The sequence below is a fragment of the Bacillus xiapuensis genome (genome assembly GCF_002797355.1).
Classification (GTDB): Bacteria; Bacillota; Bacilli; order Bacillales; family Domibacillaceae; genus Bacillus_CE; species Bacillus_CE xiapuensis.
The window spans coordinates 1,032,185-1,058,675 of record NZ_KZ454939.1; the positions used below are offsets into that span (position 1 = coordinate 1,032,185).

Annotated in this window: 30 protein-coding genes; 25 read left to right on the forward strand and 5 right to left on the reverse strand. The window is 44.7% G+C overall.

Annotated features, from left to right (window positions below; all coding sequences use genetic code 11):
* Position 1 precedes the first annotated feature (1 nt).
* The 3 genes from ctaF (at position 2) to CEF20_RS05200 (ending at position 1,944) form a co-directional block, all read left to right on the forward strand.
* Positions 2–337: a cytochrome c oxidase subunit IVB gene (ctaF, locus tag CEF20_RS05190; RefSeq protein WP_100330798.1), complete on the forward strand. Its 336-nt coding sequence runs from the start codon at positions 2–4 to the stop codon at positions 335–337.
* Positions 338–494: 157 nt separating this feature from the next.
* Entirely contained in the window at positions 495–1,406 is a 912-nt protein-coding gene (gene ctaG, locus CEF20_RS05195) for a cytochrome c oxidase assembly factor CtaG (RefSeq protein WP_100330799.1), read from the forward strand.
* A 76-nt stretch (positions 1,407–1,482) separates the two neighbouring features.
* Positions 1,483–1,944, forward strand: coding sequence for a DUF420 domain-containing protein (locus tag CEF20_RS05200; RefSeq protein WP_100330800.1), 462 nt, complete (start codon positions 1,483–1,485; stop codon positions 1,942–1,944).
* 72 nt (positions 1,945–2,016) lie between these two features.
* Here CEF20_RS05200 and CEF20_RS05205 read toward each other — a convergent pair whose 3' ends face one another.
* Positions 2,017–2,376, reverse strand: a complete 360-nt coding sequence (locus tag CEF20_RS05205) for a YugN family protein (protein WP_100330801.1) — start codon at positions 2,374–2,376, stop codon at positions 2,017–2,019.
* 303 nt (positions 2,377–2,679) lie between these two features.
* Between CEF20_RS05205 and CEF20_RS05210 the strand changes: the two genes are divergently transcribed.
* From CEF20_RS05210 to CEF20_RS05235, 6 genes are all read left to right on the forward strand, one after another.
* Positions 2,680–3,711 (forward strand): CAP domain-containing protein, encoded by a 1,032-nt coding sequence (locus CEF20_RS05210; RefSeq protein WP_100332006.1) that lies wholly within the window; start codon positions 2,680–2,682, stop codon positions 3,709–3,711.
* Between the two features lie 299 nt (positions 3,712–4,010).
* Entirely contained in the window at positions 4,011–4,361 is a 351-nt protein-coding gene (gene ylbD / locus CEF20_RS05215) for a spore coat protein YlbD (RefSeq protein WP_100330802.1), read from the forward strand.
* Between the two features lie 6 nt (positions 4,362–4,367).
* Positions 4,368–4,655: a YlbE-like family protein gene (locus CEF20_RS05220; protein ID WP_232713380.1), complete on the forward strand. Its 288-nt coding sequence runs from the start codon at positions 4,368–4,370 to the stop codon at positions 4,653–4,655.
* A gap of 48 nt (positions 4,656–4,703) precedes the next feature.
* Entirely contained in the window at positions 4,704–5,105 is a 402-nt protein-coding gene (locus tag CEF20_RS05225; protein WP_100330803.1) for a DUF6130 family protein, read from the forward strand.
* Positions 5,106–5,143: 38 nt separating this feature from the next.
* On the forward strand, positions 5,144–5,608 hold the full coding sequence (locus CEF20_RS05230) for a YlbF/YmcA family competence regulator (protein ID WP_100330804.1): 465 nt from the start codon (positions 5,144–5,146) through the stop codon (positions 5,606–5,608).
* Positions 5,609–5,686: 78 nt separating this feature from the next.
* Positions 5,687–5,962: a YlbG family protein gene (locus CEF20_RS05235; RefSeq protein ID WP_100330805.1), complete on the forward strand. Its 276-nt coding sequence runs from the start codon at positions 5,687–5,689 to the stop codon at positions 5,960–5,962.
* A 375-nt stretch (positions 5,963–6,337) separates the two neighbouring features.
* Here CEF20_RS05235 and CEF20_RS05240 read toward each other — a convergent pair whose 3' ends face one another.
* On the reverse strand, positions 6,338–6,727 hold the full coding sequence (locus CEF20_RS05240) for a DUF7147 family protein (RefSeq protein WP_100330806.1): 390 nt from the start codon (positions 6,725–6,727) through the stop codon (positions 6,338–6,340).
* Between the two features lie 192 nt (positions 6,728–6,919).
* Here CEF20_RS05240 and CEF20_RS05245 point away from each other — a divergent pair, with 192 nt between their 5' ends.
* The 3 genes from CEF20_RS05245 to coaD all read left to right on the forward strand — a co-directional run bounded on the left by CEF20_RS05245 (position 6,920) and on the right by coaD (position 9,849).
* Entirely contained in the window at positions 6,920–8,341 is a 1,422-nt protein-coding gene (locus tag CEF20_RS05245; RefSeq protein WP_198508470.1) for a hypothetical protein, read from the forward strand.
* A 449-nt stretch (positions 8,342–8,790) separates the two neighbouring features.
* The gene (rsmD, locus tag CEF20_RS05250; RefSeq protein WP_100330808.1) at positions 8,791–9,348 is read left to right on the forward strand and encodes a 16S rRNA (guanine(966)-N(2))-methyltransferase RsmD; all 558 of its coding nucleotides are present in this window, start codon (positions 8,791–8,793) and stop codon (positions 9,346–9,348) included.
* Positions 9,349–9,360: 12 nt separating this feature from the next.
* Positions 9,361–9,849 (forward strand): pantetheine-phosphate adenylyltransferase, encoded by a 489-nt coding sequence (gene coaD / locus CEF20_RS05255; protein WP_100330809.1) that lies wholly within the window; start codon positions 9,361–9,363, stop codon positions 9,847–9,849.
* Between the two features lie 192 nt (positions 9,850–10,041).
* On the opposite strand, the gene ylbJ is transcribed toward coaD, so the two are convergent.
* On the reverse strand, positions 10,042–11,244 hold the full coding sequence (gene ylbJ / locus CEF20_RS05260; protein WP_408607780.1) for a sporulation integral membrane protein YlbJ: 1,203 nt from the start codon (positions 11,242–11,244) through the stop codon (positions 10,042–10,044).
* 203 nt (positions 11,245–11,447) lie between these two features.
* Between ylbJ and CEF20_RS05265 the strand changes: the two genes are divergently transcribed.
* Together CEF20_RS05265 and CEF20_RS05270 are read left to right on the forward strand one after the other, a co-directional pair.
* Positions 11,448–12,242, forward strand: a complete 795-nt coding sequence (locus CEF20_RS05265; RefSeq protein WP_100330810.1) for a patatin-like phospholipase family protein — start codon at positions 11,448–11,450, stop codon at positions 12,240–12,242.
* Positions 12,232–13,266 carry a SepM family pheromone-processing serine protease gene (locus CEF20_RS05270; RefSeq protein WP_100330811.1) on the forward strand — a complete coding sequence of 345 codons (1,035 nt, stop codon included), beginning with the start codon at positions 12,232–12,234 and terminating at the stop codon, positions 13,264–13,266. Before CEF20_RS05265 ends, CEF20_RS05270 begins: the two co-directional genes overlap by 11 nt.
* 8 nt (positions 13,267–13,274) lie before the next feature.
* On the opposite strand, the gene CEF20_RS05275 is transcribed toward CEF20_RS05270, so the two are convergent.
* Positions 13,275–14,477, reverse strand: coding sequence for a nucleotidyltransferase (locus CEF20_RS05275; protein ID WP_100330812.1), 1,203 nt, complete (start codon positions 14,475–14,477; stop codon positions 13,275–13,277).
* Between the two features lie 202 nt (positions 14,478–14,679).
* On the opposite strand from CEF20_RS05275, the gene CEF20_RS05280 reads away from it, so the two are divergent.
* The 3 genes from CEF20_RS05280 to CEF20_RS05290 all read left to right on the forward strand — a co-directional run bounded on the left by CEF20_RS05280 (position 14,680) and on the right by CEF20_RS05290 (position 16,471).
* A complete protein-coding gene (locus CEF20_RS05280; RefSeq protein WP_100330813.1) occupies positions 14,680–15,207 on the forward strand; it encodes a YceD family protein in 528 nt (175 codons plus the stop codon).
* Positions 15,208–15,272: 65 nt separating this feature from the next.
* A complete protein-coding gene (gene rpmF, locus CEF20_RS05285; RefSeq protein WP_094834941.1) occupies positions 15,273–15,446 on the forward strand; it encodes a 50S ribosomal protein L32 in 174 nt (57 codons plus the stop codon).
* Positions 15,447–15,715: 269 nt separating this feature from the next.
* Positions 15,716–16,471 carry an enoyl-CoA hydratase/isomerase family protein gene (locus CEF20_RS05290; protein WP_100330814.1) on the forward strand — a complete coding sequence of 252 codons (756 nt, stop codon included), beginning with the start codon at positions 15,716–15,718 and terminating at the stop codon, positions 16,469–16,471.
* A 196-nt stretch (positions 16,472–16,667) separates the two neighbouring features.
* On the opposite strand, the gene CEF20_RS05295 is transcribed toward CEF20_RS05290, so the two are convergent.
* Positions 16,668–17,126, reverse strand: a complete 459-nt coding sequence (locus CEF20_RS05295) for an N-acetyltransferase (RefSeq protein ID WP_100330815.1) — start codon at positions 17,124–17,126, stop codon at positions 16,668–16,670.
* 167 nt (positions 17,127–17,293) lie between these two features.
* Here CEF20_RS05295 and CEF20_RS05300 point away from each other — a divergent pair, with 167 nt between their 5' ends.
* From CEF20_RS05300 to CEF20_RS05330, 8 genes are all read left to right on the forward strand, one after another.
* The gene (locus tag CEF20_RS05300; RefSeq protein WP_100330816.1) at positions 17,294–18,190 is read left to right on the forward strand and encodes a ketopantoate reductase family protein; all 897 of its coding nucleotides are present in this window, start codon (positions 17,294–17,296) and stop codon (positions 18,188–18,190) included.
* 78 nt (positions 18,191–18,268) lie between these two features.
* The gene (gene bshC, locus CEF20_RS05305; RefSeq protein ID WP_100330817.1) at positions 18,269–19,897 is read left to right on the forward strand and encodes a bacillithiol biosynthesis cysteine-adding enzyme BshC; all 1,629 of its coding nucleotides are present in this window, start codon (positions 18,269–18,271) and stop codon (positions 19,895–19,897) included.
* A gap of 124 nt (positions 19,898–20,021) precedes the next feature.
* Positions 20,022–20,156 carry a hypothetical protein gene (locus tag CEF20_RS17280; RefSeq protein ID WP_269799211.1) on the forward strand — a complete coding sequence of 45 codons (135 nt, stop codon included), beginning with the start codon at positions 20,022–20,024 and terminating at the stop codon, positions 20,154–20,156.
* 121 nt (positions 20,157–20,277) lie between these two features.
* Entirely contained in the window at positions 20,278–20,709 is a 432-nt protein-coding gene (gene mraZ / locus CEF20_RS05310; protein ID WP_100330818.1) for a division/cell wall cluster transcriptional repressor MraZ, read from the forward strand.
* 22 nt (positions 20,710–20,731) lie between these two features.
* A complete protein-coding gene (gene rsmH / locus CEF20_RS05315) occupies positions 20,732–21,697 on the forward strand; it encodes a 16S rRNA (cytosine(1402)-N(4))-methyltransferase RsmH (RefSeq protein ID WP_100330819.1) in 966 nt (321 codons plus the stop codon).
* Positions 21,690–22,046 (forward strand): cell division protein FtsL, encoded by a 357-nt coding sequence (gene ftsL / locus CEF20_RS05320; protein ID WP_100330820.1) that lies wholly within the window; start codon positions 21,690–21,692, stop codon positions 22,044–22,046. Before rsmH ends, ftsL begins: the two co-directional genes overlap by 8 nt.
* The gene (locus CEF20_RS05325) at positions 22,043–24,217 is read left to right on the forward strand and encodes a penicillin-binding protein (RefSeq protein WP_100330821.1); all 2,175 of its coding nucleotides are present in this window, start codon (positions 22,043–22,045) and stop codon (positions 24,215–24,217) included. Before ftsL ends, CEF20_RS05325 begins: the two co-directional genes overlap by 4 nt.
* Positions 24,218–24,432: 215 nt before the next feature.
* The gene (locus CEF20_RS05330; protein ID WP_100330822.1) at positions 24,433–26,367 is read left to right on the forward strand and encodes a stage V sporulation protein D; all 1,935 of its coding nucleotides are present in this window, start codon (positions 24,433–24,435) and stop codon (positions 26,365–26,367) included.
* Positions 26,368–26,491: the final 124 nt, after the last annotated feature.

Below are 26,491 nucleotides of genomic sequence, written 5' to 3' on the forward strand. Positions count from 1 at the left end.
GATGGTGAAGCACAATCAATCAAGCTCGAGCAACCCAAGAGTCGATTACGAATACCGGCGCAAAAAGAATGCTGAAGAAATGAGAATGCAAGTCGTTTCTTTTACTTTGATGATTTTCTTTACAGTGGTGGCTTTTGTTACTGTAGCGGCAGGATTCTCTAAATGGTTTGTCATCCCTTTTATTCTTTTGCTGGCATGTGTTCAAGTAGCTTTTCAATTATACTACTTTATGCACATGAAGCATAAAGGGCATGAAGCACCGTCGCTGTTCCTATGGTCAGGTATAGTAGTAGCCTTTGTCACTGTATTAGCGTTTATGACAGTCGTTTGGATTTAAAAGAAAGGTCAGTCCTTTAAGGGCTGACCTTTTGCTGTAGGAAGGCTTCCGTTCTTTTCGGATTGTCATGAACTTGTCATCGTAAATGATTGATCGCCCTAAGCGGGAAAGGTATAATAGGCGGTAGGGCATCTCAAAAATTGTCGAGGTGAAAAAAATGCCAATCGGTATATTTGGATTTCAAGCATTATGGAGTCCGTTATTTATTTTGCTCTTGACCTTTTTAACGGTTTTGTATTTTTTCATTACTGTAAAATGGCGGAAGGATTTTAAAGAGAGTGAACCGTTAACAAAGCGGCAAGCATTTCTATTTATCGCGGCGATGCTTGTATTGTATGCGGTTAAAGGCGCTCCAATTGACTTGATGGGACATATTATGTTCACTTATCATATGGTGCAGATGGCTGTTCTTTATTTAGTTGTGCCGCCGCTGCTGATTAAAGGGATTCCTTGGTGGGTTTGGAAAGCAGTGATTCAGCTTCCGGTGATTCGGCCGGTCTTTCAGCTTCTTACTAAGCCGCTGATTGCCCTCGTACTGTTTAATGGACTGTTTTCGATTTACCACATTCCTTTAGTGTTTGATTATATTAAAATGAGCGAAACGCTTCATGGCTTATACACATTTATGCTGTTTATTTTTGCAATTTTCATGTGGTGGCCACTAGTGAATGAGATGCCAAGAGGAAAGCAATTAAGCGGTCTCAAAAAGGTCGGCTATATTTTTGCTGACGGGATTTTGCTTACTCCTGCCTGCGCACTTATCATCTTCGCGACTTCTCCTGTGTATGCCACTTACAGTGACGCCAGCATGTGGCTGCAGGCTATGGAACTCTGTGTTCCGACGAATACTTTACAAAGCTTAAGTTTAAGCGGTCCTGAACTTTTTTCTGATATGCCGATCTTGGAGGATCAGCAGCTCGGCGGAGTGCTGATGAAAATCATTCAAGAAATTGTATATGGTGTGATATTGGCGCAGGTCTTTTTTGAATGGTACCGAAAAGAGCGCAAGGATGACGAGACGATTACTCAGGAAGCACTGGCTAAACATCAGGCCAACTTGATTAAATAAGCAAAGGGAAGAGGAAGCAATCCCCTTCCCAATACATACGATGAAGGAATATCGAGTGTAGGAAAGAGAGGAAACGATGTCACTACCAATTTTGCCAACAATCAGTACATCTTTTATTGTGTTAAGCGCGATTTTTGTAGCGATAGGCTGGGCGCAAATTAAACAAAGAAAGATCGAACAGCATAAGAAAACGATGCTGACCGCCGCCGTATTTGCTATATGCTTTTTCATTATTTATGTAAGCCGCACTGTATTTGTGGGGAACACTGCTTTTGGCGGGCCGGATGAAATCAAGATCTATTATACAGCCTTTTTAATTTTTCATATTACGCTGGCGACAACTGGGGCTGTGTTTGGGATTGTTACGATCTTATCAGGATTGAAAAACAATTTAATCAGACATAAAAAAATCGGCCCTATTACGAGTGTTATTTGGTTTTTTACGGCCATCACGGGAGTGGCTGTCTATATTCTCCTATACGTTTTATATAAAGGCGGAGAAACCACATCTGTCATTAAAGCGATATTAGGGTTTTAAACAGGGGGTTTCCCCTGTTTTTCCTTTAAAAAAAGCGCCACGATAGAAGGATCGGCGCTTTTCATGACTCTATTATACTGTGAATTCAGAGACCTCATTCTTCACATCAGCAAGAACTTTTTCGCAAGTTTCCACTAATGAGGCTGGATACATCTCATCGTCTCCATATTCCACACCGTGCGGATAATAATGTTTTCCTAAAAGAGGAGGAAGCAATTGAACGACGGCATTCGCAGCTCCGATATCCCCTTCCGTTGCATACGCTTGCATACGCAAGTAATATGTACCTTCTTTTAATTCAAATTTGCGGTCAAACGTGACGCGCTCATAATCCCATTGACCAGCAAGAACGAAACCGTGTGAAGTTAATATAAAGTTCAAACGATTAAAATCCAGCTGTAAGTTTTCTAAACCCGTGTTATCAAATTTCATGAAAAACCCCTCCTGAATTTCGTGGCATGTACCCGGTTACAAAGCACATCAGCAGTCTATTGCCTCATTTCCATAATAGTCGAAAATGGCAGTTCTTGCAATCTATTGGGAGAATTCCAGCGGATTAATTTAGAACAGTCTTCATTGCTGTTTAGAAAGAGGATGAAAGCGCTCAACGGCTTGTAGAAGCTTCAGCATGTGATACACTCAAACCAAAGTGTTATAATGACAGTAATCATCGGTTAGGATGGTAGGATGGAAGGAGGTTATCTTCTGCGATCAGTTATCAGAATTTTAGTGGTGATGTCGATTGTTTTAATTGTCGGTATATACTTGAACCAATCCATCAAGGAGAATGAAGTGCTTGAAAATTCCACGAGCGTCTCTCCGCAAAAGGCGAGTAAAGAGCTGGAGAAGGAATTGGAGAAAGGATCTCAATCTGTCTCTGTGCGTAAGGCGCCGGAGAAAGGGAGCGGTTCATTTGTTGGCAAACCATCTAAAGAAGTTATTCATGCATTTGGGCAGCCGGTAAGAAAGGATCCTTCGGCGTATGGATATGAATGGTGGGTGTATAAGAAAGCAAATCAGTATATGCAATTTGGAATTGAAAACAATCGGGTGGTATCCGCTTATGCGGCAGGACAAGCCGACGCAGCCCCTTTTAAGCTCGGCCAGCGCATGGAAGGGATTTTTCAGTCGAATCCCTTAGATACAGAAGTAGTCGTGAAGAATAAAACGGGCACCTACCGTTTTGAATTATCAGAGGAGGACTATAATATTCGTCCGCTTATTCCTTTGGGGGATATTTACGCGCAATTATATATAGATCAATTTACAGGCAAGCTTTCGAGCGTCCGTTTTTTAACGAAAGATTGTTTAATTAAGCTGCGTCCGTATGAGCTGGTTTATCGCGGTGAGCTGCCGGCAGTGGCTGAGCCCTCAGCTAAACGCTGGGCTCAAATTGAAAGAGGGAGCGAGCAGCAAATCTTGGATTTGACCAATATCATTCGTGCCAGATTTGATCTGGGCACAGTGAAATGGGAACCAGCTGCTGCTGCAGTTGCCAAGCGCCACAGTAAAGAAATGTTTGAAAAGAATTATTTCGCCCATGAATCGCCGACGGCCGGTGACCTGGGAGATCGCCTGCAGGCAGCCGATATTTCTTATGAGCTTGCTGGTGAAAACATAGCCGCCAACTATATTGATGGACCGGCTGCCGTAGAAGGGTGGCTCAATTCTAAAGGACATCGCCAAGCCCTTCTGGAAAAGGATTTTACATTGTTAGGTGTCGGTGTTTACCGCAAATATTATACGCAAAACTTTCTGGGGCGCTAAGTAGATAAAGCGGGCTGACGCTGTTATAAGGCCAGCTCAGTCTCTTTTGCAGTACGCCTCAGCTCACTATCTAACCGCTCGCTAAAGTAATCTTCCAGCATTAGAGGGGTTCTTTCGTGCTCTGCTGCAGCGCCATTGTCACCTGCGTTGTCTAGCTCCAAACGAATCAGGATTTGGGTGCCGCGGTCCCCGCTTCATTTTTGAAGGGGCTGCGGCATCTTATATGCAGGAAGGTTTTGCACTTTTTTCAAGAGCCGCCATACAGTAATAGTAGCAAAAGAATGGGCGGGGGATGCTTTGTGAAAAATGATTCCTTACATCCGGAAGTGCAGGAGTTCAAGCGGTTTATGAGTCAGCGAGAAGATTTAAGAAAGATGGTAAGGCGGCGCCAAAAAACATTGCAGGAGCTGTTTGAAGAGTGGCATTCTTCTAACAAAGAAAAGGATGAACAGCCGCAAAAGCCGGATTGGCTCACGAAGATCGCTGAAGCCGTTTCTTCCTTGGACAGCAAGAAGTGGAACAGCTATGTAGCGGAATTGCAGTCGGTTATTGAAACAGTGCAAATGATGTTGGCTGACTTCGGGGAAATGAACCGTCAAAATTCGCGACCCTCCGCATTAGAACATTATCAGGCAGAGGAAAGGGAGTAGACGATTGTGAGACAAGAGATTATGGAGAGAATTATGCAGAAGCAAGAGTGGCTTCATTATTTAAGGAATGAGCCCATTTGGTACCGGTTGCTAAGCAGAAATCCTGATCACTTTGGACAGTTTGAAAGAGCTAGCCTGCACTTTCATAAAAAAACGCTTCCTCATCACGTTGAACGTGTCAGTGACAGCATACAATTGGCAACAACCCTATTTTCATTAATGAATGCCCAAGTGTCAAGCAATTCGGGAAATGCTGCTGGCGATTCTGAGGCTAAACAAAAAAAGGATCAATAAAAAGCGCTTTTTTGCTCACACTAATAAAAAAGAAGAGGAGTGTGAAGCATGAAAGCTTGGCTGATGATCATGGCAATTGGATTAGCCGGATGCAAGCAATATTACCCTGAGCCTGAAGCGCTCAAGCCGGTGCCTTCTTTAACGGAAGCGGAAGCTCAAGCGCAGAACAGACCGTCCAATCATTGGACTGTTCGTCATTTGTTAAAAGGGAATCAGCTATTTATTGAATGCGTAGTCAACGGGGTCTCTTTTGCAAATCACCGGTCGGATGGAACCGTTAAAGGCCGTGCAGTGGTGTATATAGATGATAAGTTTTACAAAAATTATCATACCGCTGCGTTTATTGTCAAAGGTTTAACACCAGGAAAGCATAAAGTTCATATTCAGTTAACCGATGCCCACAATCGTCCGCTGGGATTTGAGAAAACTTTCTTCATCACCATTCCGTAAGCATTTTTCTTTCGAGGGAAATGTGATAATATAAAGGAATGGAGGTGGGCATTTTGCTTACAGCTACATTAGAGAAAATTAAAACAGTAGAGCAGGCTGAACAGCTGGCATCCATGATTATGCAATCGGATGTGGCGGAAAAGTATCAGACCTGCTACTCTCATTTATATACCGATCCTGCGACAGCCAGCAAAATTAAACGGTTCAAACGTTTAAAGGAGCAATTTGAAGAAGTTCAGCGCTTTGGCCGCTATCATCCCGACTATGGCCGGGTGATGAAGGAAATAAGGGAAGCCAAGCGGGAAATGGATCTGGATGAACGGGTAGCGGCTTTCCGGGTAGCGGAACGTCAGCTGCAGTCATTGCTGGATGAAATCAGCGCCTTGCTTGGCCGCTCTGTATCCGAGAAGATTAAAGTTCCCGGAGGAAACCCTTTCTTTGCAGCAGATTCGAACTGCGGCGGGGGCTGCGGGAGCGGAGGAAGCTGCGGCTGTTCCGCGTAGTGATCTGGCTTGATGGTTGATTCTTTTTTTCCTTTTGTGCTAGACTGAAGTAAAAAGGCTAAGGTTAAGGGAGATTATATGTTTACTGAACGGCAGGCTATTATTGTTTGGCTTCATCATACGAAGCCGGCTAAATCATTGCGAAAATATGGAAACGTTCACTATGTATCCAAGAAGATGAAGTATGCGGTTGTCTACTGTAATCAGGAAGAAATCGAAAGAACGGTCGATAAGCTTCAATCGCTGTCTTTTGTCAAAAGAGTCGAGCTGTCTTTTAAGCCGTTTTTAAAGACGGAGTACGAGAATTCCAAACCGAATAAAGCAAAAGAATATGATTATAAAATCGGCGTATAAAAAGCAGGAAGCCCGGATATTCCCCTCCTGTGCAAACAGTTAGGAAAAAAGCCTACACTGTCTGTACAGGGGGGATTTTTTACGGCGAAAAAAGGTTCTAAATTAAAACGGGTAATCGTTAAAGAGCAGTTGTAAGGGGAGGAGCACCGGGAAAGCCGATTATTTAGACAATGCTTGCTCAGGAAATTTTTGAGTCAGGTTCAAAACAGAGTTCATGTGTGAAGGAGTATAAGAAGCTGGAGGAAGTCCGTTAAACCGCTGAATCCAAAAATTAGGCAGCTTTGCCCAATTAAGCATCGGGCAAAAACTGCCTAAGAATTCAATGATGATTAGTTTCAGCCAACTGCCGTTGCCTAAGCTGAATAGAGTGCTTTTTTAATTCAGAGGGGGGATATAGTGATGAAGCCTTAGAATCCCCATTAAATACTGATAATATAGAGCAGGTTCAGCAAAGTTTTTTGAATGCTTCACTTCAAGTTGAATGATCTCCTTATTTAATGCTTTGGCTGCTTGCAAAAATAAATTAAATCGCTGGCTCGCTGAATGCTCCGGATGCGGGATCCCTTCCCGGCAAATGTATAGCGGCTGAAAGTCTCCTGGGCTTGTCGGTGCCAGAATAACGACTAAGGAAGTCATTGCGCGATCTTCTGCAGCAGTATGCAGAGCTAGCATATGGGTTAAACGATGCTGGTTGCTCTTAGCAATCTCCATCAGCTCATACAAATCTGAATAGCCTTCTCCAAGCTCGATAAATCGCTGTATCAAGTGATGCCCTCCGTTCTTCGTAATAAATCTTTTATATTGTACCGTTCTCTGCTGCTTTGCTCAAGCCTATAGTCGAGCAGCTCATCATAAATCAACACAAATCTGTAAAAAAAATGCTGAATGGCTGTCCGCGGCTTTGTGAAATTTGGTATCTTAAAAGGTGAATTTCTGACTAGTAAGGGTGGAGCCATGATGAATACTAGAGTTTTTCTTCTTACTTTTATTTTGCTGCTAGTCGCCGTATCCGGGAGTTTGCTAGTAAACCAATGGATCGGCTATGAAAAGAACTCTAAAACTTCGCATAAAGCGGAGGTTGAGCAGCAAATCCAGCTGGAACATGATCGGTTTGGTCTCAAGGTTTACCAGACTTTCAGCCGTCTGGAGCCCGGTAAGAACGCTGCTATCGTTCTTCCGGCGAATGCTCAATCAGCCGGATGTGTGAAGCAAGAAGCGAAATGCTCATTTAGAGGTCTGGGAGTGCTGATTACTCCAAAAGAAACTTCCGCTACGGTGTTCTATTCCTTGAAGCTGCCAGCAAATCGATCAGCCCTATTGCTGACTGACTGGTTTGCTAAGATAAAAGAGCTGAAAATCAAGCGGACAAAAGTTCAATTGACTGAAAAAACATGGCGCTCCGGGAGTTGGCATTCGGGGCTGGAAGCGACCGGATTTCAGAGGATGGATATGATTGACTACTACGTATTTGAAGGGGAGGGAGGAGCTGATAGCCTTTATTGGCAATTAAGGCCGCTAAAGCGGATAGCTAAAGGAAAGAACGTGAGCCTGTATGGGAGTCCTTCACTCAAACTGGGCCGCCAAGCATGGAGGGCATTAGAAGCGGCGAGTCGGCAAAAGCCGTCTGTCATTATCGTCACAGACCAGCATCCTGCCTACTCTTCTGACCGTCTTTATTTAGTCGGCAGCAGTCAGGAAGCAGCCAAGCTGTCTCAAGGAATGATACGAGACAAGATTGAGAAGGATTATCGATTCAGCCAAAATGAAAAATGGCTGGCGCAGCTTCTTGCCGCCTATGAACTGAATGCCCCGCCTCCTTCGCAAAAGGTTCGATGGCTATATGAACAATTACAGCAGCAATTGACACCAGAAGAACAATCGAGGTGGCGGTCGGCCCTTCTGGATTTGCAAGGGGATGCAGTGACCGCTGAAATACTGGATCACAAGCTGTCAGAAGTGAAGGGAATGGAAACGCGCTTCTTTACAGAAAACAAAGAAGCAGACCCGCCGTTCAACGCCCTCGTTTTTAAAGAGAGCCGCCCAATATATATCAATGGCAAAAGAGCCGGCATCCAGCCATTAAAGGATCAGAGCGGTTTATTCTTTCCGTTGCGATTGACTTTAGGAAAGCTGGGATTTCAGGTGGACAAACTGCCAAACGAGAGGGAATTGCTGATTGTTAAGCAGTTTGATACGTATCGTCTGGACTTAGACCAAAATCGTTTGATTCTAAATGAAGAGGAGTACGGCATTTATCACGATGCTTTGCGTTATTACAGCGGAAAGCTCTACATAGAAAGCAAATGGATGCAGAAAATATTTTTGCTCCGCATGGAAGAGCGAGAAGGCGGTCTCTATATTTATGAATGGACCCGCTAAATCATAAAAAGAATCTGCAAACAAGGGGCGTTCTTTCTTCCTCCTGCTGCAGCCTATTATTGTCCGCATCGTACAAGTCTGAACGAATCGGACTTTTAGGTGCCATGACTTCCTTAAGTTTTTGGGTCGCCGCTTCATTCTTGTACGGCATCTTATATCCGGGATAAAAAAAGCCCTGCTGACTGTGCTCAGCAGGGTCCTTCTAGGTCTAATTAGACAGAAGGCAAAGGGAGAGGAGAAACCGGAGAAAAAACATATGGGGAATGTATGTTTTCTCCGTGATCGACAACATCCCGAGTGATGTTGTTATTTGTAGTATGGACAAAGCATGCTGATTATAAACAACTATTTTTAAAAAAACACAGAAAGACGCAAAAAGAAATCACCTAGATACAATTTTTGAAGTGTGTTAACATGAATAAGAAAATCTTTATGAATGGTGAGAGAATATGAGAGTAATTTCAGGTACGCATAAAGGAGTCTCATTAAAAGCAGTACCAGGTCAAAATACGCGGCCGACAACGGATAAAGTGAAGGAGTCGATATTTAACATGATTGGCCCGTATTTCTCAGGAGGAATTGGCTTGGATCTTTTTGCCGGCAGCGGCGGTCTCGGCATTGAAGCATTAAGCAGAGGCTTTGAAAAAGTACTGTTTGTTGATCGTGAAATGAAAGCGGTTCAAACAATAAAAGGAAATTTAGCGAGCTGCGGATTTACTGACCGCTCTGAAGTTTATCGCAATGATGCAGAGCGGGCGCTGAAAGCAGTGTCCAAACGCGAATTGGCGTTTCACGGAATTTTTTTGGATCCGCCGTATAAAAAACAACAGTTAGAAAAGCTGATGCACTATATTGAAGAGAAACGATTGCTTGATAACCAGGGGTTCATCGTCTGTGAGCATAGTTCAAATATCAGCCTGCCGGAAGCTGTCGGGCGCTTAGATCAAGTGAGAATGGAAACTTACGGCATGATCCGTGTATCAATATATAAATGGCTGAGTCAATAAGGGGGAGCGCGAATGGCAAGCATTGCAGTATGTCCAGGTAGCTTTGATCCGATTACGAATGGACACCTAGACATTATTCAAAGAGGAGCTCAAGTATTTGATAAAGTATATGTAGTGATATTAAGCAATTCGGCGAAAGCGCCGCTTTTTTCTGTGAATGAACGGATGGATCTCATCCGGGAAGTGACCGGTCACCTGCCGAATGTAGAAGTGGATCATTATAATGGTTTGTTGGTAGAGTACGCAAAAAGTGTAAATGCCAATGCCATATTGCGCGGTTTGCGTGCTGTATCAGACTTTGAATATGAAATGCAAATCACATCTATGAACCGGGCGCTGGATGAACATTTAGAAACATTTTTTATGATGACAAACAGTCAATACTCCTTTTTAAGCTCCAGCATCGTCAAAGAAGTGGCGAAATATGGAGCGAATATATCTGCACTTGTTCCCAAAGCGGTAGAGCGAGCCCTGCAAAGGAAATTTGAACTGGGCAGCTGATCTTTTTTTAAAAGAGGAAGAACAGAAGCGAGGCTGTTCTTCGGCACGGCATCAAGACGCTTGTCGAAGTAAGCGCGATTCCCTGCTGAATCCTCGCATAGAGCCGCCTGTTCATAAGAGGATAAGTGAGCTTGGACAGATTTATAGAAGCGTCGGTCAACAGGCTGAAACACCCTGCCATCAGGGTGTTTCTTACTTTTTAGCCGCGGCTAATAAAGCTGTATATATGACCAGCATGGTAATGGTGATCAATGGCCCGAATTGTTTGAGGAGAACCACCGCATCGTCTATAGCCGTTTGTTCAGTTCCGAAAACAGGAATGGAATGCATCGTTTCTCCGTTCTTCACGGTCTGCTCATAGACGGGCTCCCACAGGACAAAAGCAATCAGCGCTGAATAGCAGCCGTGGAGAATTCGCGCGATAAAGAACGGACGAAAGCGGATGTCTGATTCGGCTAGGATGCTTGCAACTTGCGCTTGCACGCTTAACCCGCTGAAAGCGAGGATAAAGCTGATCAGTACAGCTTGCTGCACGAGAGGGGTTTCCTGAACTTGACTGATCATCTGGCTGCCCAGTGTGATCTCAAACACTCCAGCAATAAATGGAATGCTTAAATCGGAAGAAAGATGAAAAAGGGCAAATATCTTTGCGGCTATTCCCGCTAAAAAAGAGGTAACATGAAGATGGAACAGCAGCTTGTTCATAACGGAAAACAGAATAATAAATCCGCCAATCATCAAAAGGGTTCGTACAGAAGAAAGAACCGCATCACCCATTAGCTTGCCCAGCGGCCGATTGTCCTTTAATCTGGCTTGATGCATGGCCGAAAAGGCTGATGTGAAAGCAAACGGTCTCATTTTCTGTGACTTTGCCTGCCGTTCAGCTCCATGAAACCGCATCGTTAACCCTACGAAAAAATTGCCTGTATAATGAGCGAGTGCAAGCAGCACACCGAGATGAGCATCGTAGAAAAATCCGACTGAGACAGCCCCAAAAATGAAGAGAGGGTTCGATGAGTTAGTGAAGCAGATCAGCCGTTCGGCTTCAATCCGCGTCAGTTGTCCCTCCTGCCGTAATTGTGCCGCCAGTTTAGCTCCGGAAGGAAATCCGGACGCCATCGCCATTGCCCATACAAATCCGCCCGCTCCGGGAACCCGGAACAGCGGACGCATCAGCGGTTCTAGAAGAACGCCGATAAAGCTGACGACGCCAAGGCCAATCATCATATCAGAGAGAATAAAGAAAGGAAGCAGCGAGGGAAAGACAATTTCCCACCACATATTCAACCCTCTAATCGAGGCGTCAATTGAAACCTCGGGAAATATAATTAAGGAAGAAGCGAATGCAGTAATCATTAAAGCTAAAAGAATGGTTTTAAAATGGGAACCAGTCAATCTTGAAAACCTCCTATTCACTCTATAAGCGCGTCAGTCTGGGATTCATTTAAACATTTGGCTATTATAAAAGTAAGTGAAATGGCTGTTTGATTTGCTGTCAGGCAGCTGACCAAACACTCGTCCCGTTTTATTCAATATACTCATACAAATCAGAAATAGACCATAGCTTAAAAGAGAATTCTAAATTGGAGGGAAAGATATTGCATCGACCAAAGATAGGGGTGGCTCTTGGCTCAGGCGGAGCGCGGGGCTTTGCGCACATAGGCGTGCTGAAAGCCTTGGAGGATGCCGGCATTCCGGTGGATATGCTAGCCGGAAGCAGCATGGGCTCCCTCGTGGCAAGCTTCTATGCATCCGGTCAGGATATGGAGCAGCTGTATAAACTTTCAACCGCTTTTCGCAGAAAGTATTTTCTGGATTTTATCGTTCCTAAACTGGGCTTTATCTCAGGCAAGAAAATCAAAAGTTTTATTCGTTTATTCACATATGGTAAAAATATTGAAGAGCTGAATATGCCTGTAGCCATTATTGCCACCGATATCCAAAGGGCGGAGAAAGTCGTTTTTACAAAAGGGCCCATCGCTGAAGCAGTGCGTGCCAGCATTGCCATTCCGGGAATTTTTGTTCCGGAAAAAGTGGGCGGCCGCTTGCTCGTGGACGGCGGAGTGATTGACCGCGTTCCTGTGTCCGTCGTCAAAGAAATGGGGGCGGATATCGTCATCGGCGTCGATGTGTCCTCCGTCAAGAAAAATGCTGAAATTCATACAATTTTTGATGTGATTATGCAAAGCATAGATATTTTACAATTGGAGATTATAGAAAATCGCCAGACTGCTTCTAATGTCATGATTCGACCGCCTGTGGACGGGTACAATTCAAGAGCGTTTACTCACATCGAAGAGATTATTCAGGCGGGAGAAAACGAAGCACAAAAGAAGATCCCAGAAATTAAACAGCAGATTGCAAGCTGGAAGGAGCATCAGAATGAGAAGTAAATTAACTGTATTTTCCTATCTTTTCCTGTTCATGCTCATTGCCGCTTCTTTTATACAGCTTCCCTATTATGTAATGAAGCCGGGGGAAGCTCATGAGCTAGCGCCGATTGTCAGCGTAGCTGGAGGCAATAAAGAGAAGGGAGAATTAATGCTGACAACGATTAAAATGGGACAAGCGACCCCCGTTTCCTATGCCGTTGCTTCGATTCGGGATTATGAAGAAATCATTCCCGTTGGCGAAGTACGCGCTCCGCATGAATCAGAAGAGGAATACAATATTAGACAAAAGTATTTAATGGACAATTCTCAGCATTCTGCTATTCAAGTGGCTTTTGACGCAGCGAAAAAGCCGTATAAATTTATTAATAAAGGCGTGTATGTATTAAGTGTTTTTCCTAATATGCCCGCTCAAGGAGTGATAAAAGCCGGTGATCAGCTCATCGCCGCGGATGATAAAAAAATGAAGACATCCAAACAGTTCACCAAATACATTCACTCGAAGCGGCCAGGAGATGAGATCCGCCTTACATATGTGCGCGATCAAGTAAAGAAACGTATAAAACTACCGCTCAAAAGCTTTTCCAAGGGCAGCGGGAAAGCCGGAATAGGCATCACCTTGCTGGATCGAAGAAAGCTGGTAAGCGATCCGAAAGTTCAGCTGAAGGCGGAAGCGATTGGCGGTCCATCGGCCGGGCTGATGTTCAGTTTGGAGATCTATAATCAGCTTGTGAAGGAGGATGTAACGAAAGGCCGGAAAATTGCCGGTACAGGTACGATTCAGCCGGATGGAACCGTCGGAAGGATTGGAGGAATCGCTCAAAAAGTCGTAGCGGCGGACAAAGCGGGCGCGGAAATATTCTTTGCCCCAAATGATGCCATTTCACCTGAGATGAAAAAGGAATGGCCGTCTATCCGGCCGAACTACCAAGAAGCCAAGGCGGCAGCAGAAGACATTCAAAGCGATATGAAGATCGTGCCAGTTCAATCGTTTCATGATGCCCTTGACTACCTGGCTGAACAATAGCGCGGTGTTTAAGGCCAAAGGATGGGAGGCTGTTTAAATTCACTGTCCAGCAATGAAGGAATGCGCAGGCCTTGCAGATAAACTTCTGTAGCTTTTACATCCAGCGCGAGCAATTCCTTATACGCGGCGGTGCGGGAAATGAGAGGGATAGACAATTTCTTTTTTATGGAACGGATATATTCCTGGCCAATCCGGTTCATTCCCAATAGCCGAATGTACTGAACTGATTCAGCAGCCTTTTCCATCTCCGCTTTCGTCGTGTTTGTTAACAGATGAACAAGCATGCGCTGGATGCGCGTCCATGTGTAGCGCTTTGTTTTTACTTGATGCATAAACTCGCTGAAGCTGGCGGCCTGCCGGCTAGCTTCCTTCAGACGGTATTCGATTCCTTCCGCAACTTCATAAATCTCTTGAAGGGCTGGCAAAGCATCTGTCAGCAGCCGGTATTGAAGCTGAGGCCAATACATTTCCCAAGTGTGAAAGGTATGATACTTTCTGTAATAGTCTTGCATCTCGGCGATCACACTTGACGGTACATACTTCTGGATAGCTGTATAGGAACCTTGATCTTGAGCTAGCGCTTTACGGATGCTTGTGGCGCTTGTGATGTCGCCCTCCGTTAACTGATCGTCATGATATCCCGCCTGCTGCCTTTTAATGGTCAGCGGTGTCATAGGCGAACCGATCCGCTCATTCGCTTGAATATAGTGAAATCCGAGAATATTATTTGGCTGGGATAAATCCAGAGTCCATTCATCTGTAAAGAGGGCTTCCCTCGCTAATGCTTGAGCGCGCGGAAAGCTATAGCCCCTTTTCATATAATGCTGTATCGGAGCATTTAATAGGTGAGCGGATTCCTGCAAATGATAATACGCATCCAAAAAGGGTGCTAGCTTTCCGTTTTCACTGCCAAAACAAAAGGCATGACAGCCCAATGCGTTTAAGGTGGAAATAGCCCCATAGCCAAAAACATCCGCTTTTTGTGCAGAAAAAGCATAAGGCAGCTCGACAACGAGGTCCACGCCGTTTAAAAGAGCCATTCTTGTGCGGGCCCATTTGTTCATAAGCGCAGGCTCGCCGCGCTGCAGAAAGTGACCACTCATCACGGCGATCACTACATCGGCGTCCGCTGCTTCGCGCGCCTTTTGCGCATGATATAAATGGCCGTTGTGAAAAGGGTTGTATTCGACGACAATACCGACAGTTTTCATTTATATGTTCCTTTGCTATAGTATTTAATAAGATTATGGTAATATTGTTGTTTACGGAGGGAAAATTGTCAATAGAGCGGGAGACTGAAGGCAGCCCGAGCGGTTTATCCGCCGGCTGCGCCGTTTGAAAGTGTAAAGAAAATATATTGACAAACGTTTTGGCGAAAGCTATAATTACTTTTGTTGCCTTGAGGTGATAGGATTGAAATGGTCAATTATTCAATTGCAAAAGCTTCGTGAAAAAGGTCTGATTCTTGATGAGCTGGCGGATATGCAAAGCTTGAAGGATCGCGACCCGCAAATCCGGGATATTACACCTGTGCATGTGACTGGAAAAGCGGATATTAGCCCTGAGAAAGTCACCTTTCATTTGCAGGTGGAAGGACAAATGATTTTGCCTTGTTCACGAACGCTTGTAGATGTAGAATACCCGTTTGATTTTCAGATGACTGAAACGTTTTTGTTGAAGCCGTCTTTATTTGATGAATCCGAAGATGAAGAGTCCCTTCATAAAGTGCAGGGAGATGTCATTGATCTAGCCCCTGTTTTAGAAGAAGCTATTCTTTTGGAAGTGCCGATGCAAGTGTTCAGTGAAGATGCGGATCAGCATCTCATTCAATCAGGTAAAGGCTGGGAATATCATCAGGAAGAACAGCTTTCAAAAGAGGATAAGAAGGTGGATCCGCGTTTAGCCGGTCTGGCTGATTTCTTTAAATCAAATGAGGAATAAAATGGAGAAGTACCAGCTAACTCTGGCTTCATATACTTACATTCTCTTTTAAGGAGGTGGAAATAATGGCAGTACCTTTCAGAAGAACTTCTACTACTAAAAAGAATAAGCGCCGTACGCATTTCAAATTGCAAGTACCAGGTATGGTAGCATGCCCAAACTGCGGAGAAATGAAACTAGCGCACCGTGTATGCAAAGAGTGCGGAACATATAAAGGAAAAGAAGTTGTAAGCAAATAATTGTTGCATCTATCCTTGTAAAAAACGTGAAGAGACCATGGCTCTTCACGTTTTTTTTATCGTTTTTCGACCAAAGAACTTCCATTTCAAGGAATGTGCGGAGCGCAGCTCAATGAGCAGGCGGCAGCCTAAAGGTTATGATTGGCAGTTATCCTGCCTTACGGTACAATCAGTCTTATAAAAGAGAAAAGCTGACGCTGCAATGAAAATTAGACCGTGATGGAATAATTGCACAGAGGATGCGGGAATGACAGAAAGGAGCCGAGGGGATGGACTTTCAGATCGAGAGGTTACATAATGGAATTTTGTTATTTAAAATAACCCGGCCAGAAAAAAGAAATGCTGTGAATTACGCTGTGATGGATGGCTTGAAACAGGTTATTGAGCGCGCAAAGGAGGCGGATGTTCAGGCGCTTGTGATCACGGGTGAGGGGGAGCGGGCTTTTTGTTCAGGCGGAGACTTATCCGTGTTTCATGAGTTGAGAACAGAGGAAGAAGCCTATACGATGCTTTCTAAAATGGGAAGGATTCTATATGATCTCACTGTGCTGGCAAAGCCAACTGTTGCATTAGTGAATGGGGCAGCTGTAGGCGGAGGCTGTGAAATCGCGGCAGCTTGTGATTTTCGGATCGCAAAAACAGGAGCAAAGCTGGGATTTATTCAAGGAAACCTGGCGATTACGACAGGCTGGGGAGGCGGAACATTACTGTTTGAAAGGATTCCTTCTCACCTGGCATTAAAATTATTAACCACAGCAGCCGTCTACCGCGCAGAACAGCTGGATCAAATCGGCTTCATTAATCGGGTGGTTGATCAAGCGGATGAGGCTGCGGCTGAGCGCTTCTTGCAAACGGAATTATCAATGGCCCCTTCTGTTTTGGCTGCTTATAAACAAATGCAGATTCACAAATGGGAAGCAAGCGGACTGTTGGACCGAATGACTAAAGAAATCAGACAATGCGCCGTTCTGTGGGAGAGCGAGGCCCATCATAAGGCAGTGGAAAGCTTTCTGAAGAAAAAATAAAGGCAGCATTAGCCCGATGATCAGCGCTTGCATAGGTCAGCCCAGCCTCTCTATGAGAGCCGGGACCGACAAGCGCTTTCCGGAAAAGGAAAAGAGCGGTCTTCTTTTCAAAAAAAGTGCAGACAACGGCGTCTAAAACGCCGTTATCTGCACTCTGAGAATGATTTTTGAAGCAGTATCTTCCGGCTGGGCCGGGTTAACTGATTTTTTGTTTTTGGTTTGTATGCGGATCCCAGTATAAGCGTGAGCTGTTTTCTGAAAGAGGCGTAAAGCCCATTTTGCGCCAGAAATCATGAGATTTCACGCGGGCTTTCGTGAGAATCGGGATTTCAAACGACTTGGCAAAGTTAACGAGCTGCAGCCCTAAGCCTCTATGCTGATATTGGGGCAGTACTTCCAGCTTCCAAATTTCAAGATATCGGTCAGAATCGTTGGGCAGAAGATCAGCGCCGTTCGTCTTGACATACAGACACATGCGGGCGACTAGCTGATCTCCGAAATATATACCGTAAAAGGGAGAGTGGGAATGATCTTCCACCATCGTATATTGCAATTCTTCAAGCATGGATAATTCTTCAAGGCCATACTCTTTGAAGGATGTAAACTCTTCCATTGTTTTGAAGTTCAGCTTCAAATTTTCTACTGCTGCTTTCATGGTAATGTCCTCCTTTTTTTATGAACAATACTAAAGCAATGGATTATTTAAGTTATATCCATTATATAATAAAAAAGTAAATAAATGAACAGTTAAATTGATAACGCTTTCATTTTTGTGAATCGGTTAAAATAAATGCCAAGTTTTTTGTGAAAGAGGGGAAAAATATGAAGATAGGCATCATGGGCGGAGGAGCTATCGGTCTGTTCTTCGCTGTCGAAATAGCTCAGGAATTTCCGGCGGTGTTATTCACCAAGACGATAGAACAAGCGAATGCCGTTACAGCCCAAGGGGTGGAGGTAAGAGAAAAGGGAAAGCCCGCCATTTATTCCATTCAAGCAAAGCCTTCCGAGGATGCACTAATGAAGGAAATGGATTTGCTTGTGATCGCTTTGAAGCAATACCAATTGCCGGCTGCTATTCCGATCCTGGAGCGGCTCCCAAAAGAAACCGCTTTGATCTTTCTGCAAAATGGTATGGGGCATGTAGAAGTCATGGATTGCCTGAAGCAAAAGAACGTGTTTGCGGCGACAGTCGAGCATGGCGTTTTGCGGACGGGTGCGGCTCAAATAGAAGTGAAAGGGAGGAGCCGCACGAATATTGCTGTCGTCCGCGGCAGCAGGAACGCAATTTCCCGTTTTATTGAGAAGATGAGAGACAGGTTTCCGTTTGTTTGGCGCGATGATGCCAAGTGGATGCTGCTTGAGAAGCTGTCCGCCAATGTGGTCATTAATCCATTGACAGCTATTTTAAATAGCACAAACGGTGAATTATTGACTAATAAGCATTATTTCAGGCTAGCGCAGGAGATATTCAAGGAATTTGCTGCTGTCTTTTCTGAATACGAGACAGAGAAAGGCTGGGAATCCATTCAGCGTATTTGCCAGGCAACATCGGGCAATTGCTCATCCATGCTTTCAGATCTGAAAGCAGGCCGGCCGACAGAAGTGGATGCGATCATTGGTTTTGTTCTATCGGAGGCGGACAAAAATGGAATTGCTGTGCCTGCTTTGCAAACGGTGTATCATATGGTAAAAGGGCTGGAGAAAACGCATGCTGAATAAGCCGCAATATTGTTCCTTCTTTTCATTAGATGATATACTCAGAACAGTAAAATGCGTGCAGAAAGGAAGTACATATCTATGGAACTGGAGCAAGTTTCGATTCCGGCCATTAATCGGTTCGCTTCTCTTTACTTGAAGCAAGAAGCGCCCGTGACGGACTTTTTTCATTATCAATTAACGCAGGAAGACAGCTATATCAATCGAGTGAGAGAGATTGAGGGCCGCACCTTCATGAGGAAGCCGCTTGCCGATTGCATAGAAACCTATATGAGCTCGCTTCCAGCGTCTACAGCCGTTCAAAATTCGCTCCGGAAGTTGCGGGAAGAACAATCGACAGTCGTAATCGGCGGACAGCAGGCGGGGCTGTTGACTGGACCGCTTTATACGATTCATAAAGTGATTTCCGTTCTTATTCTGGCGGCCAGAAAGGAGAAGGAATTAAAGATACCGGTTGTGCCGGTTTTTTGGATCGCTGGGGAGGACCATGACTTTTTAGAAGTCAATCATGTGTATATTAAGAACGCCAACAAAATAGAGAAGTTGGCTTATCCTGAACGGATATTGGAAAAACGGATGATCTCTGATATAGAATTTGATCATGCACAAATGAAGCTTTGGGCAGATAAGGTATTGAAGACGATGGAAGAAACGGAGCATACGAAGGATCTGCTGGCATTGATTCATGAAGCCATTGACGGCTCGCAGTCGATGACAGATTTTTTTGCAAGGCTCCTTCATACTTTGTTCAGCCAATACGGACTATTATTAATTGATGCCGCCTATCCGCCTTTAAGGAAATTGGAGAGGCCTTTTTTCAAACAGCTGATTGAACAGGCTGGTGAAATTACTGATGAGGTAAAAAAGGCGCAAAAGATGGTTTCCGATTATGAGTTTCGTCCGGTGATCGGCTTAGATCATGCCGCTGCAAATATTTTTATTTATGAAAATCATGAGCGTATTTTATTAGAGTATGATCGCAGCTCCAACCGCTTTTACGGTAAGAATCAAGCAGTAGAATACGAAAAGGATGAGTTGCTTCATTTATTGGAGGAGCATCCGGAGAGATTCAGCAACAACGTAGTGACGCGGCCCCTTATGCAGGAATGGCTGTTTCCGACACTTGCTTTTATTGCTGGTCCCGGTGAAATTGCCTATTGGGCAGAATTAAAGCAAGCTTTTGAACTGCTTGGAATGAAAATGCCCCCGATACAGGCGCGTTTGAATATAACGATCGCAGAACGCCATATTGCAGCTGATTTGCGTGACCTTGCCATCTCCTTGCCGCAGGCTGTGCGCAACGGAGTGGCTGCTGAACGAGAGGCGTTCTGGTCATCGATAAAAGATCAGCATTTTCACGAGTTGATTCAATCCGCTCAAGAGTCCTTAATGAAGCAATATCAAGCGATTGAAGAAAGAGCGCAAAACCTCCATAAAGGAGCGCTGCCGATCATAAATAAGAATAAAGAGTTTCATCTGCAGCAGTTCCGGTTTTTAGAAAGAAAAACCGATAGCATGCTTGAAAGCAAGCATCAAGCGACTTTAAACAAATACGACCGCATCCAGCAGGCGCTGAAGCCGGCGGGCTCCCCGCAGGAAAGGATCTGGAATATTTTCTATTATTTAAATAAATACGGACTGGCTTTTATCGAGGATTTAATGAAGCTCGATTATTCATTCACTGGAGATCATCAGCTCATTAAAGTGTAATTGGTTAAAGGCTTTTTGCCGTCAGTCATTGAACAGTAAGCATTAAATTTCACCACTCCCGCGAAAGAAGACAGGGTTGTCCCGAAAGTCGGTTTCACCGGCTTTTGAGGACAGCCTCTTTTTTATGGGGAGAAATTCATTGAAATACAAATTGCCGGCATCTGAAAAAGTGATTCAGCTGTTTTTTGAGAATGAACATAATTTTACAGGGAGAGCGGTCTCGTTGTCGATCGGTCCAATATTATGGAAGAAAAACTAAAAAAAAACAGATGAAAAACTGCTTGAGAAAGCAGGGGAACAGCCGCTTCTGCCGAATGTTAAAATAGTGGAGAAAAGTGGGGGGATGTGGTAAAGTAAGGGGAGAAAGTGGGGGAGTCGGGATGTTCAAGGGTGAATTCCATCATAACATTGATGCAAAGGGCCGTTTGATCATACCGGCTAAGCTTCGAGAGCCTCTTGGTGAATGGTTTGTGCTCACTAGAGGACTTGACGAGTGCTTATTTGGTTACCCTATGGAAGAGTGGAAGGTGCTGGAGGAGAAAATGAAGGCACTGCCGCTTACCAAGAAAGACGCCCGGGCTTTTACCCGATTCTTCTTTTCCGGAGCGTGTGATTGTGAATTGGATAAACAAGGAAGGGTCAATCTTCCCGCCAACTTGCTGAAATATGCGCAACTGCAAAAAGAATGCGTGATTATTGGCGTATCCAACCGAATAGAAATATGGAGCAAGTCCAAGTGGGAAGAATATTTCGCGCAATCGGAAGAATCCTTTTCTGAAATAGCAGAGAACATGATTGATTTTGACATTTAGCAATTGATTGGAATGGTGACACATGAATTTTGAACATACAACTGTATTATTAAAAGAAACGGTAGAAGGACTTAATATTCAGCCGAATGGCGTGTACGTGGATTGCACGCTTGGAGGGGCGGGACACAGTGAATATTTGCTGTCGCTGCTTGGTGAAGGCGGGAAGCTGTATGCTTTTGACCAAGATGAAACAGCGATTCATCATGCCAAGGAAAGGCTGGCCCGCTTTGGAGACCGAGTAACCTTCATTAGAAGCAATTTTAAATATATAAAGGAAGAGCTTCTGCAGCTTGGGGTAGAGCGGGTGGACGGTGTGTTGTATGATCTCGGCGTTTCTTCTCCTCAGCTGGACACGCCGGAGAGAGGATTTAGCTATCATCATGATGCTCCTCTTGATATGCGGATGGATTTAACCGGAGGAGTCAGCGCGTACGATGTCGTGAATCACTGGCCTTATGAGAAGCTGGTGCGAACATTCTTTCAATACGGAGAAGAAAAGTTCTCCAAGCAGATTGCCCGCAAAATCGAAGCCGCCCGGGAGAAGAAACCGATTCAAACGACGGGAGAGCTCGTCGAATTGATTAAAGAGGGCATTCCGGCCCCGGCCCGAAGAAAGGGAGGGCATCCAGCAAAGCGGGTATTTCAAGCGATCCGCATTGCTGTGAATGATGAGTTAGGCGTGTTTGAAGAGTCCTTGCGTCAATCGATCAGCCTGCTGAAAACGCAAGGCAGAATCAGTGTCATTACATTCCATTCCCTGGAAGACCGGATTTGTAAAACGATTTTTAAAGAAGCAAGCAAAGGTCCAGATTTGCCTCCCGGCTTGCCCGTCATCCCTGACGAGTATCAGCCTGAATTGAAATTGATTACAAGAAAGCCGATTATGCCATCTGATGAAGAATTACAGCTTAATAATCGAGCGCGTTCAGCCAAGCTGCGAATAGCGGAAAAAATATCAATGAAAAAACAAGGGGGAAAACATGGATAATCTAGCAAAGAAGCAATCGGTGAAATACAGCTCCGATTCGGCCGTACATAGGAGTGTCAAACAAGAAAAGAAGAAGTGGTTTACGCCAGGAGAAAAAATTCTTTTTCTGGCATTTGCCTTACTGATCTGCTTTATGGGAGCGAAAGTCGTTTCCACGCAAGCCGCTTTATATGAAATTAACAAAGATATACAGGATGTTGAACTGCAAGTTAAAGAGCAGCAGAAAGTGAATCGCGACCTGGAGGTTCAAGTCAGCGAAGAAAGTACATACGAGAAAATTTGGAAGCGAGCGAAAGAGCTTGGATTAGATTTAAGTGAACAAAATATTAAGGTTGTGCAGCCCAAATGAACGAAAACCGAAAAAATATGAAAAGAGGAGCAGCGATATTATTTGTAATATTCGCCCTGCTCTTTTTTGTCTTATTTATCCGCTTTCTGTTTATTCAAGTTACTGGAAAAGCAGATGGACACTCATTAAAAAATGAAGCTTTGCATAAATATTTGAAAACGGACGTGCTTGAAGCCAAAAGAGGTGCGATTTATGACCGGCATGGGACAGTCATTGCAGAAGACACAACTTCTTTCACGATGGCAGCGATATTAGATCCGTCTATGACGACGAATCCGAAAAAGCCGAAGCATGTCACCAATCCGGAAAAAACCGCCAAAGTGCTAGCTAAATATATTGATATGGAGGAAGACGAGATTCTTGTAAAGCTGAGAAAAAAAGGTGCGTTTCAGGTGGAGTTTGGAAAGGCGGGCCGTGATTTGTCCAACAAAACCAAAAAAGCCATCGAAAAAGAAAAACTGCCGGGAATCATCTTTCAGCGGGATTCTAAGCGTTTTTATCCGAACGGCAAATTCGCCTCTCACTTAGTCGGCTTTACGCAAAAGCCAGAAGAAAAAAGGGGAAGCAATACCGTCGGACAATTGGGAATAGAAGAAGGGTATGAAAAATATTTAAAGGGAAAAAACGGAAAAATACAGTATAAAAGTGATCTCTGGGGATATTTGCTGCCGGGAAAGAAAGAGATGGTGGAAGAGCCGGACCACGGTGATCATATTTACTTGACAATCGATACGAAAATCCAAACCTTTTTAGAGGATGCTTTAAATGATGTGGAGCAGCAGCACAATCCGGGTAAAGCGTTTGGAATTGTCGCCGACGCCAAAACGGGAAAGATCTTAGCGATGAGCCAGCGTCCGACGTTTCACCCTGGCACGAAGGAGGGGCTCGGCGATAACTGGCAAAATGACCTTGTGGAGTATTCCTATGAGCCTGGCTCCACCTTCAAGATCTTTACATTGGCCGCAGCCATTGAGGAAGGTGTATTTCATCCGGATGAACAATACAAGTCAGGGCGTTATAAAGTAGGAAGAAACTCGATCGGTGATCATAATTATGGCGCCGGCTGGGGGAATATCAGCTTTTTAGAAGGGGTCCAGCGTTCATCTAATGTGGCGATGGCGTACTTGCTGGAAAAAATGGGCCCAGAGGTATTCCGCCAATATTTAGAGGACTTTCACTTTGGCAAGAAAACAGGAATTGGATTACGGAACGAAGCGGCAGGAAGTATTTTATACCGCTATCCAATTGAGCAAGTGACCACCTCATTCGGACAAGGTAGTACGACGACCGCTTTGCAATTGATTCAAGCCGCGACAGCTGTGGCGAATGATGGGAAGATGATGAAGCCATACGTCATTGATCAAATAGTGGATGACCGGACGAAGGAGGCGCTCGTGAAACATAAGCCAAAGGTTGTGGGTGAACCGATTTCTAAAGACACAGCCAAGCAAGTTCGAGATATCCTCGGCACGGTCGTAACCGGAGAACACGGGACAGGAAAAGACTACAAAATTCAAGGATATGAAGTTGCAGGCAAAACGGGGACAGCGCAAATGCCTAATCCCAATGGAGGGTATTTGCAGGGGGCTAATGATTATATTTACTCGTTTTTGGGCATGGCTCCCAAAGATAACCCACAGCTGATTGTGTATGCAGCCGTTGCCCAGCCCAAGCTTAAATCAGGGACAGGTTCCGAAGCGGTTGCCCAAATATTTAATCCTGTGATGAGAAACAGTCTGCAGTATTTGAATATTAAGCCGAAACAAACCGTAGAAGCCAAGACGATTCAGGTAAAAGATTGGCGTGATAAAGAATTGGATGAAGCTGTGAAAGCGATGAAAGCAGAGGGAGCTGAACCGATTGTAATGGGGAAAGGCAAGAAAGTGAAAGGGCAGCTTCCGGGTCCTGGAACCTCCATGCTTCAAGGGGAAAAGTTGCTGTTCACAGCAGAAGGAGAAGCGGTCATGCCCGATCTCACTTCTTGGTCTTTACGGGACGTTATGAAGGCGGCCCAGCTGCTTGATCTGAAGGTTAGCTTTTCAGGAGAAGGCTACGTAAAAAGCCAAAATATTAAGCCGGGCACCCCTTTGAAAAAGGCAAGAAAATTAATCATAAAATTGGACAAACAACCGCAAAAAACACCGGCTGATAAACGAGAGGAAGAACAGTAACGAATCGGGGAGGCCGGGACAAAAGATTTTCAGCTGATAAAAAAGCCGAACTATTATTTAGAGCTCTTATTTAGAGTTTCGTAATAGTTCGGTTTTATTTTTTTATGGTTCATCGTGTTTTGCAAGAATACTATGCTTCGGCTTTCATGACAGCCAATATAGCTATGCTCCAGGCTCTCTCATATTTCAGCTTGTCCTGCATATATTGATTGAGAATGGAAGGGGGAGACAAGTTGAAGAAAGTATCAGCTGTCACAGTCAGAAAGCGGCTTGTTTTTATCATGCTGGCGGGATTGGCGGTCTTTTCAATTATCGCTGTTCGTCTTGGCTATGTGCAGTTTGCTTTAGGGGATGATCTGACGGATAAAGCGCAGAATTTATGGAGCCGCAATATACCATTCGAACCTGAAAGAGGGAAGATCACTGATCGAAATGGAGAAGCTCTGGCAGAGAATAAAAGTGCTCCCACCGTTTATGTCGTGCCGCGCCAAATTGAAAACCCGCAGGAAGCCGCAAAAAAACTAGCCGGTGTGTTACAGATTTCCGAACAAAAAGCATATAATCATCTGACGAAAAAAACGTCCTTGGAAAGAATCCATCCTGAAGGGAGGAAAATTTCCTTTGAAAAAGCAGAAGAAGTAAGAAACTTAGGCATTAAAGGAGTATATATTGCGGAAGATTCCAAGAGACATTATCCCTTGGGCAAAAGCCTTGCTCATGTGTTGGGATTTGCTGGGATCGATAATCAGGGCTTGATGGGCCTTGAAGCATACTACAATAAAGAATTAAGCGGAGAAAAGGGAGCGATGCGTTTCTTTTCAGATGCGAAAGGGAAAAGAATGCCGCAAATGCCAGACGGGTATACCCCTCCTAAAGATGGACTGGACTTAAGGCTGACGATTGATTCCCGAATACAAACCATCGTTGAACGGGAGCTTGATATTGCAGAAGCGGCCTACAAGCCGGATGGAGCAATCACCATTGCGATGAATCCAAAAAACGGTGAAATATTAGCGATGGCGAGCAGACCATCCTTCCATCCTGAGAAATTTCAGAAGGTATCCCCGGAAATTTATAATCGGAATCTGCCGATTTGGAGTACTTATGAGCCGGGCTCTACCTTTAAGATTATTACCCTTGCTGCGGCCTTGGAAGAAAAAAAGGTCGATTTATATAAAGACCATTTTCATGATCCCGGTTTTGTGAAGGTAGGGGGAGCAGCTCTTAAATGCTGGAAGCGGGGAGGGCATGGGCATCAATCTTTCCTGGAAGTTGTGGAAAATTCCTGCAACCCGGGCTTTGTGTCGTTAGGTGAACGTCTCGGAAAGAAACAGCTGTTCCAGTACATCCGCAACTTCGGTTTTGGCGAGAAAACAGGCATAGATTTGCAAGGTGAAGGAAAGGGGATTCTGTTTGACTTAAAACGAGTCGGCCCTGTGGAGCAGGCAACGACGGCATTTGGGCAAGGCGTGGCTGTTACACCGATTCAGCAAGTGACGGCTGTATCAGCGGCCGTCAACGGCGGGCTTCTCTACAAGCCTTACGTAGCGAAGGAGCTTGTGGATCCGGCTACAGGGAAAGTGATCAAGCGTCAAACCCCCGCAGTGAAACGGCGCGTGATTTCTTCAGAGACATCGAGGAAAATCCGCTTTGCCTTAGAAAGTGTAGTAGCAAAAGGAACGGGAAGGAATGCGTTTGTAGAAGGCTATCGAGTGGGAGGGAAAACTGGAACCGCCCAAAAGGCTAAAGGCGGCCGCTATCTTGAGAACAACCATATTGTATCTTTTATTGGAGTGGCTCCCGCGGATGATCCGCAGCTGGTCATTTATACAGCGATCGACAACCCGAAAGGCATCGTTCAGTTTGGAGGAACGGTCGCTGCGCCGATTGTGGGGAGAATGATGGAAGACAGCCTTCAGGTACTCGATGTTCAGCCTCGAAAAAAACAGATCGAGAAAGAGGTTCAGTGGAATGATCCGCGAATTGTTGAAGTTCCTGATTTCAGCGGTATGACCAGAAAAGAATTAGCGCAGCAATTGTATGACTTTAAGCTTGAAATAACAGGAAACGGAACAAAGGTTGTGCAGCAATCACCGCTGCCGGGGGCAAAGGTAGAATCAGGAGCGTCCGTTCGATTGTATTTCAACTAAGCGTTGCTGCTCCTGAATGCAAAAACAGCAGCCCTGTCCTTTCATTGGCGGGGCTTCCCGTTTTGTTCTGCAAACTTTTTTGAAAAACCGCGACTAAAAAATCATGCACAATCAAGAAATTGTG

Bases quoted from the DNA above. Each gene is read 5' to 3' on its own strand.
- ctaF (WP_100330798.1), top strand. From the start codon at position 2: ATGGTGAAGCACAATCAATCAAGCTCGAGCAACCCAAGAGTCGATTAC.
- CEF20_RS05325 (WP_100330821.1), top strand. From the start codon at position 22,043: ATGAACGAAAACCGAAAAAATATGAAAAGAGGAGCAGCGATATTATTT.
- CEF20_RS05295 (WP_100330815.1), bottom strand. From the start codon at position 17,126: ATGAAAGCAGCAGTAGAAAATTTGAAGCTGAACTTCAAAACAATGGAA.
- rpmF (WP_094834941.1), top strand. From the start codon at position 15,273: ATGGCAGTACCTTTCAGAAGAACTTCTACTACTAAAAAGAATAAGCGC.
- coaD (WP_100330809.1), top strand. From the start codon at position 9,361: ATGGCAAGCATTGCAGTATGTCCAGGTAGCTTTGATCCGATTACGAAT.
- CEF20_RS05225 (WP_100330803.1), top strand. From the start codon at position 4,704: ATGAAAGCTTGGCTGATGATCATGGCAATTGGATTAGCCGGATGCAAG.
- CEF20_RS05210 (WP_100332006.1), top strand. From the start codon at position 2,680: ATGTCGATTGTTTTAATTGTCGGTATATACTTGAACCAATCCATCAAG.
- CEF20_RS05230 (WP_100330804.1), top strand. From the start codon at position 5,144: ATGGAGGTGGGCATTTTGCTTACAGCTACATTAGAGAAAATTAAAACA.
- rsmH (WP_100330819.1), top strand. From the start codon at position 20,732: ATGAATTTTGAACATACAACTGTATTATTAAAAGAAACGGTAGAAGGA.
- CEF20_RS05200 (WP_100330800.1), top strand. From the start codon at position 1,483: ATGTCACTACCAATTTTGCCAACAATCAGTACATCTTTTATTGTGTTA.
- CEF20_RS05235 (WP_100330805.1), top strand. From the start codon at position 5,687: ATGTTTACTGAACGGCAGGCTATTATTGTTTGGCTTCATCATACGAAG.
- ftsL (WP_100330820.1), top strand. From the start codon at position 21,690: ATGGATAATCTAGCAAAGAAGCAATCGGTGAAATACAGCTCCGATTCG.
- CEF20_RS05245 (WP_198508470.1), top strand. From the start codon at position 6,920: ATGAATACTAGAGTTTTTCTTCTTACTTTTATTTTGCTGCTAGTCGCC.
- CEF20_RS17280 (WP_269799211.1), top strand. From the start codon at position 20,022: ATGGGGAGAAATTCATTGAAATACAAATTGCCGGCATCTGAAAAAGTG.
- bshC (WP_100330817.1), top strand. From the start codon at position 18,269: ATGGAACTGGAGCAAGTTTCGATTCCGGCCATTAATCGGTTCGCTTCT.
- CEF20_RS05270 (WP_100330811.1), top strand. From the start codon at position 12,232: ATGAGAAGTAAATTAACTGTATTTTCCTATCTTTTCCTGTTCATGCTC.
- CEF20_RS05330 (WP_100330822.1), top strand. From the start codon at position 24,433: ATGGAAGGGGGAGACAAGTTGAAGAAAGTATCAGCTGTCACAGTCAGA.
- CEF20_RS05290 (WP_100330814.1), top strand. From the start codon at position 15,716: ATGGACTTTCAGATCGAGAGGTTACATAATGGAATTTTGTTATTTAAA.
- ctaG (WP_100330799.1), top strand. From the start codon at position 495: ATGCCAATCGGTATATTTGGATTTCAAGCATTATGGAGTCCGTTATTT.
- CEF20_RS05205 (WP_100330801.1), bottom strand. From the start codon at position 2,376: ATGAAATTTGATAACACGGGTTTAGAAAACTTACAGCTGGATTTTAAT.
- rsmD (WP_100330808.1), top strand. From the start codon at position 8,791: ATGAGAGTAATTTCAGGTACGCATAAAGGAGTCTCATTAAAAGCAGTA.
- CEF20_RS05275 (WP_100330812.1), bottom strand. From the start codon at position 14,477: ATGAAAACTGTCGGTATTGTCGTCGAATACAACCCTTTTCACAACGGC.
- CEF20_RS05300 (WP_100330816.1), top strand. From the start codon at position 17,294: ATGAAGATAGGCATCATGGGCGGAGGAGCTATCGGTCTGTTCTTCGCT.
- mraZ (WP_100330818.1), top strand. From the start codon at position 20,278: ATGTTCAAGGGTGAATTCCATCATAACATTGATGCAAAGGGCCGTTTG.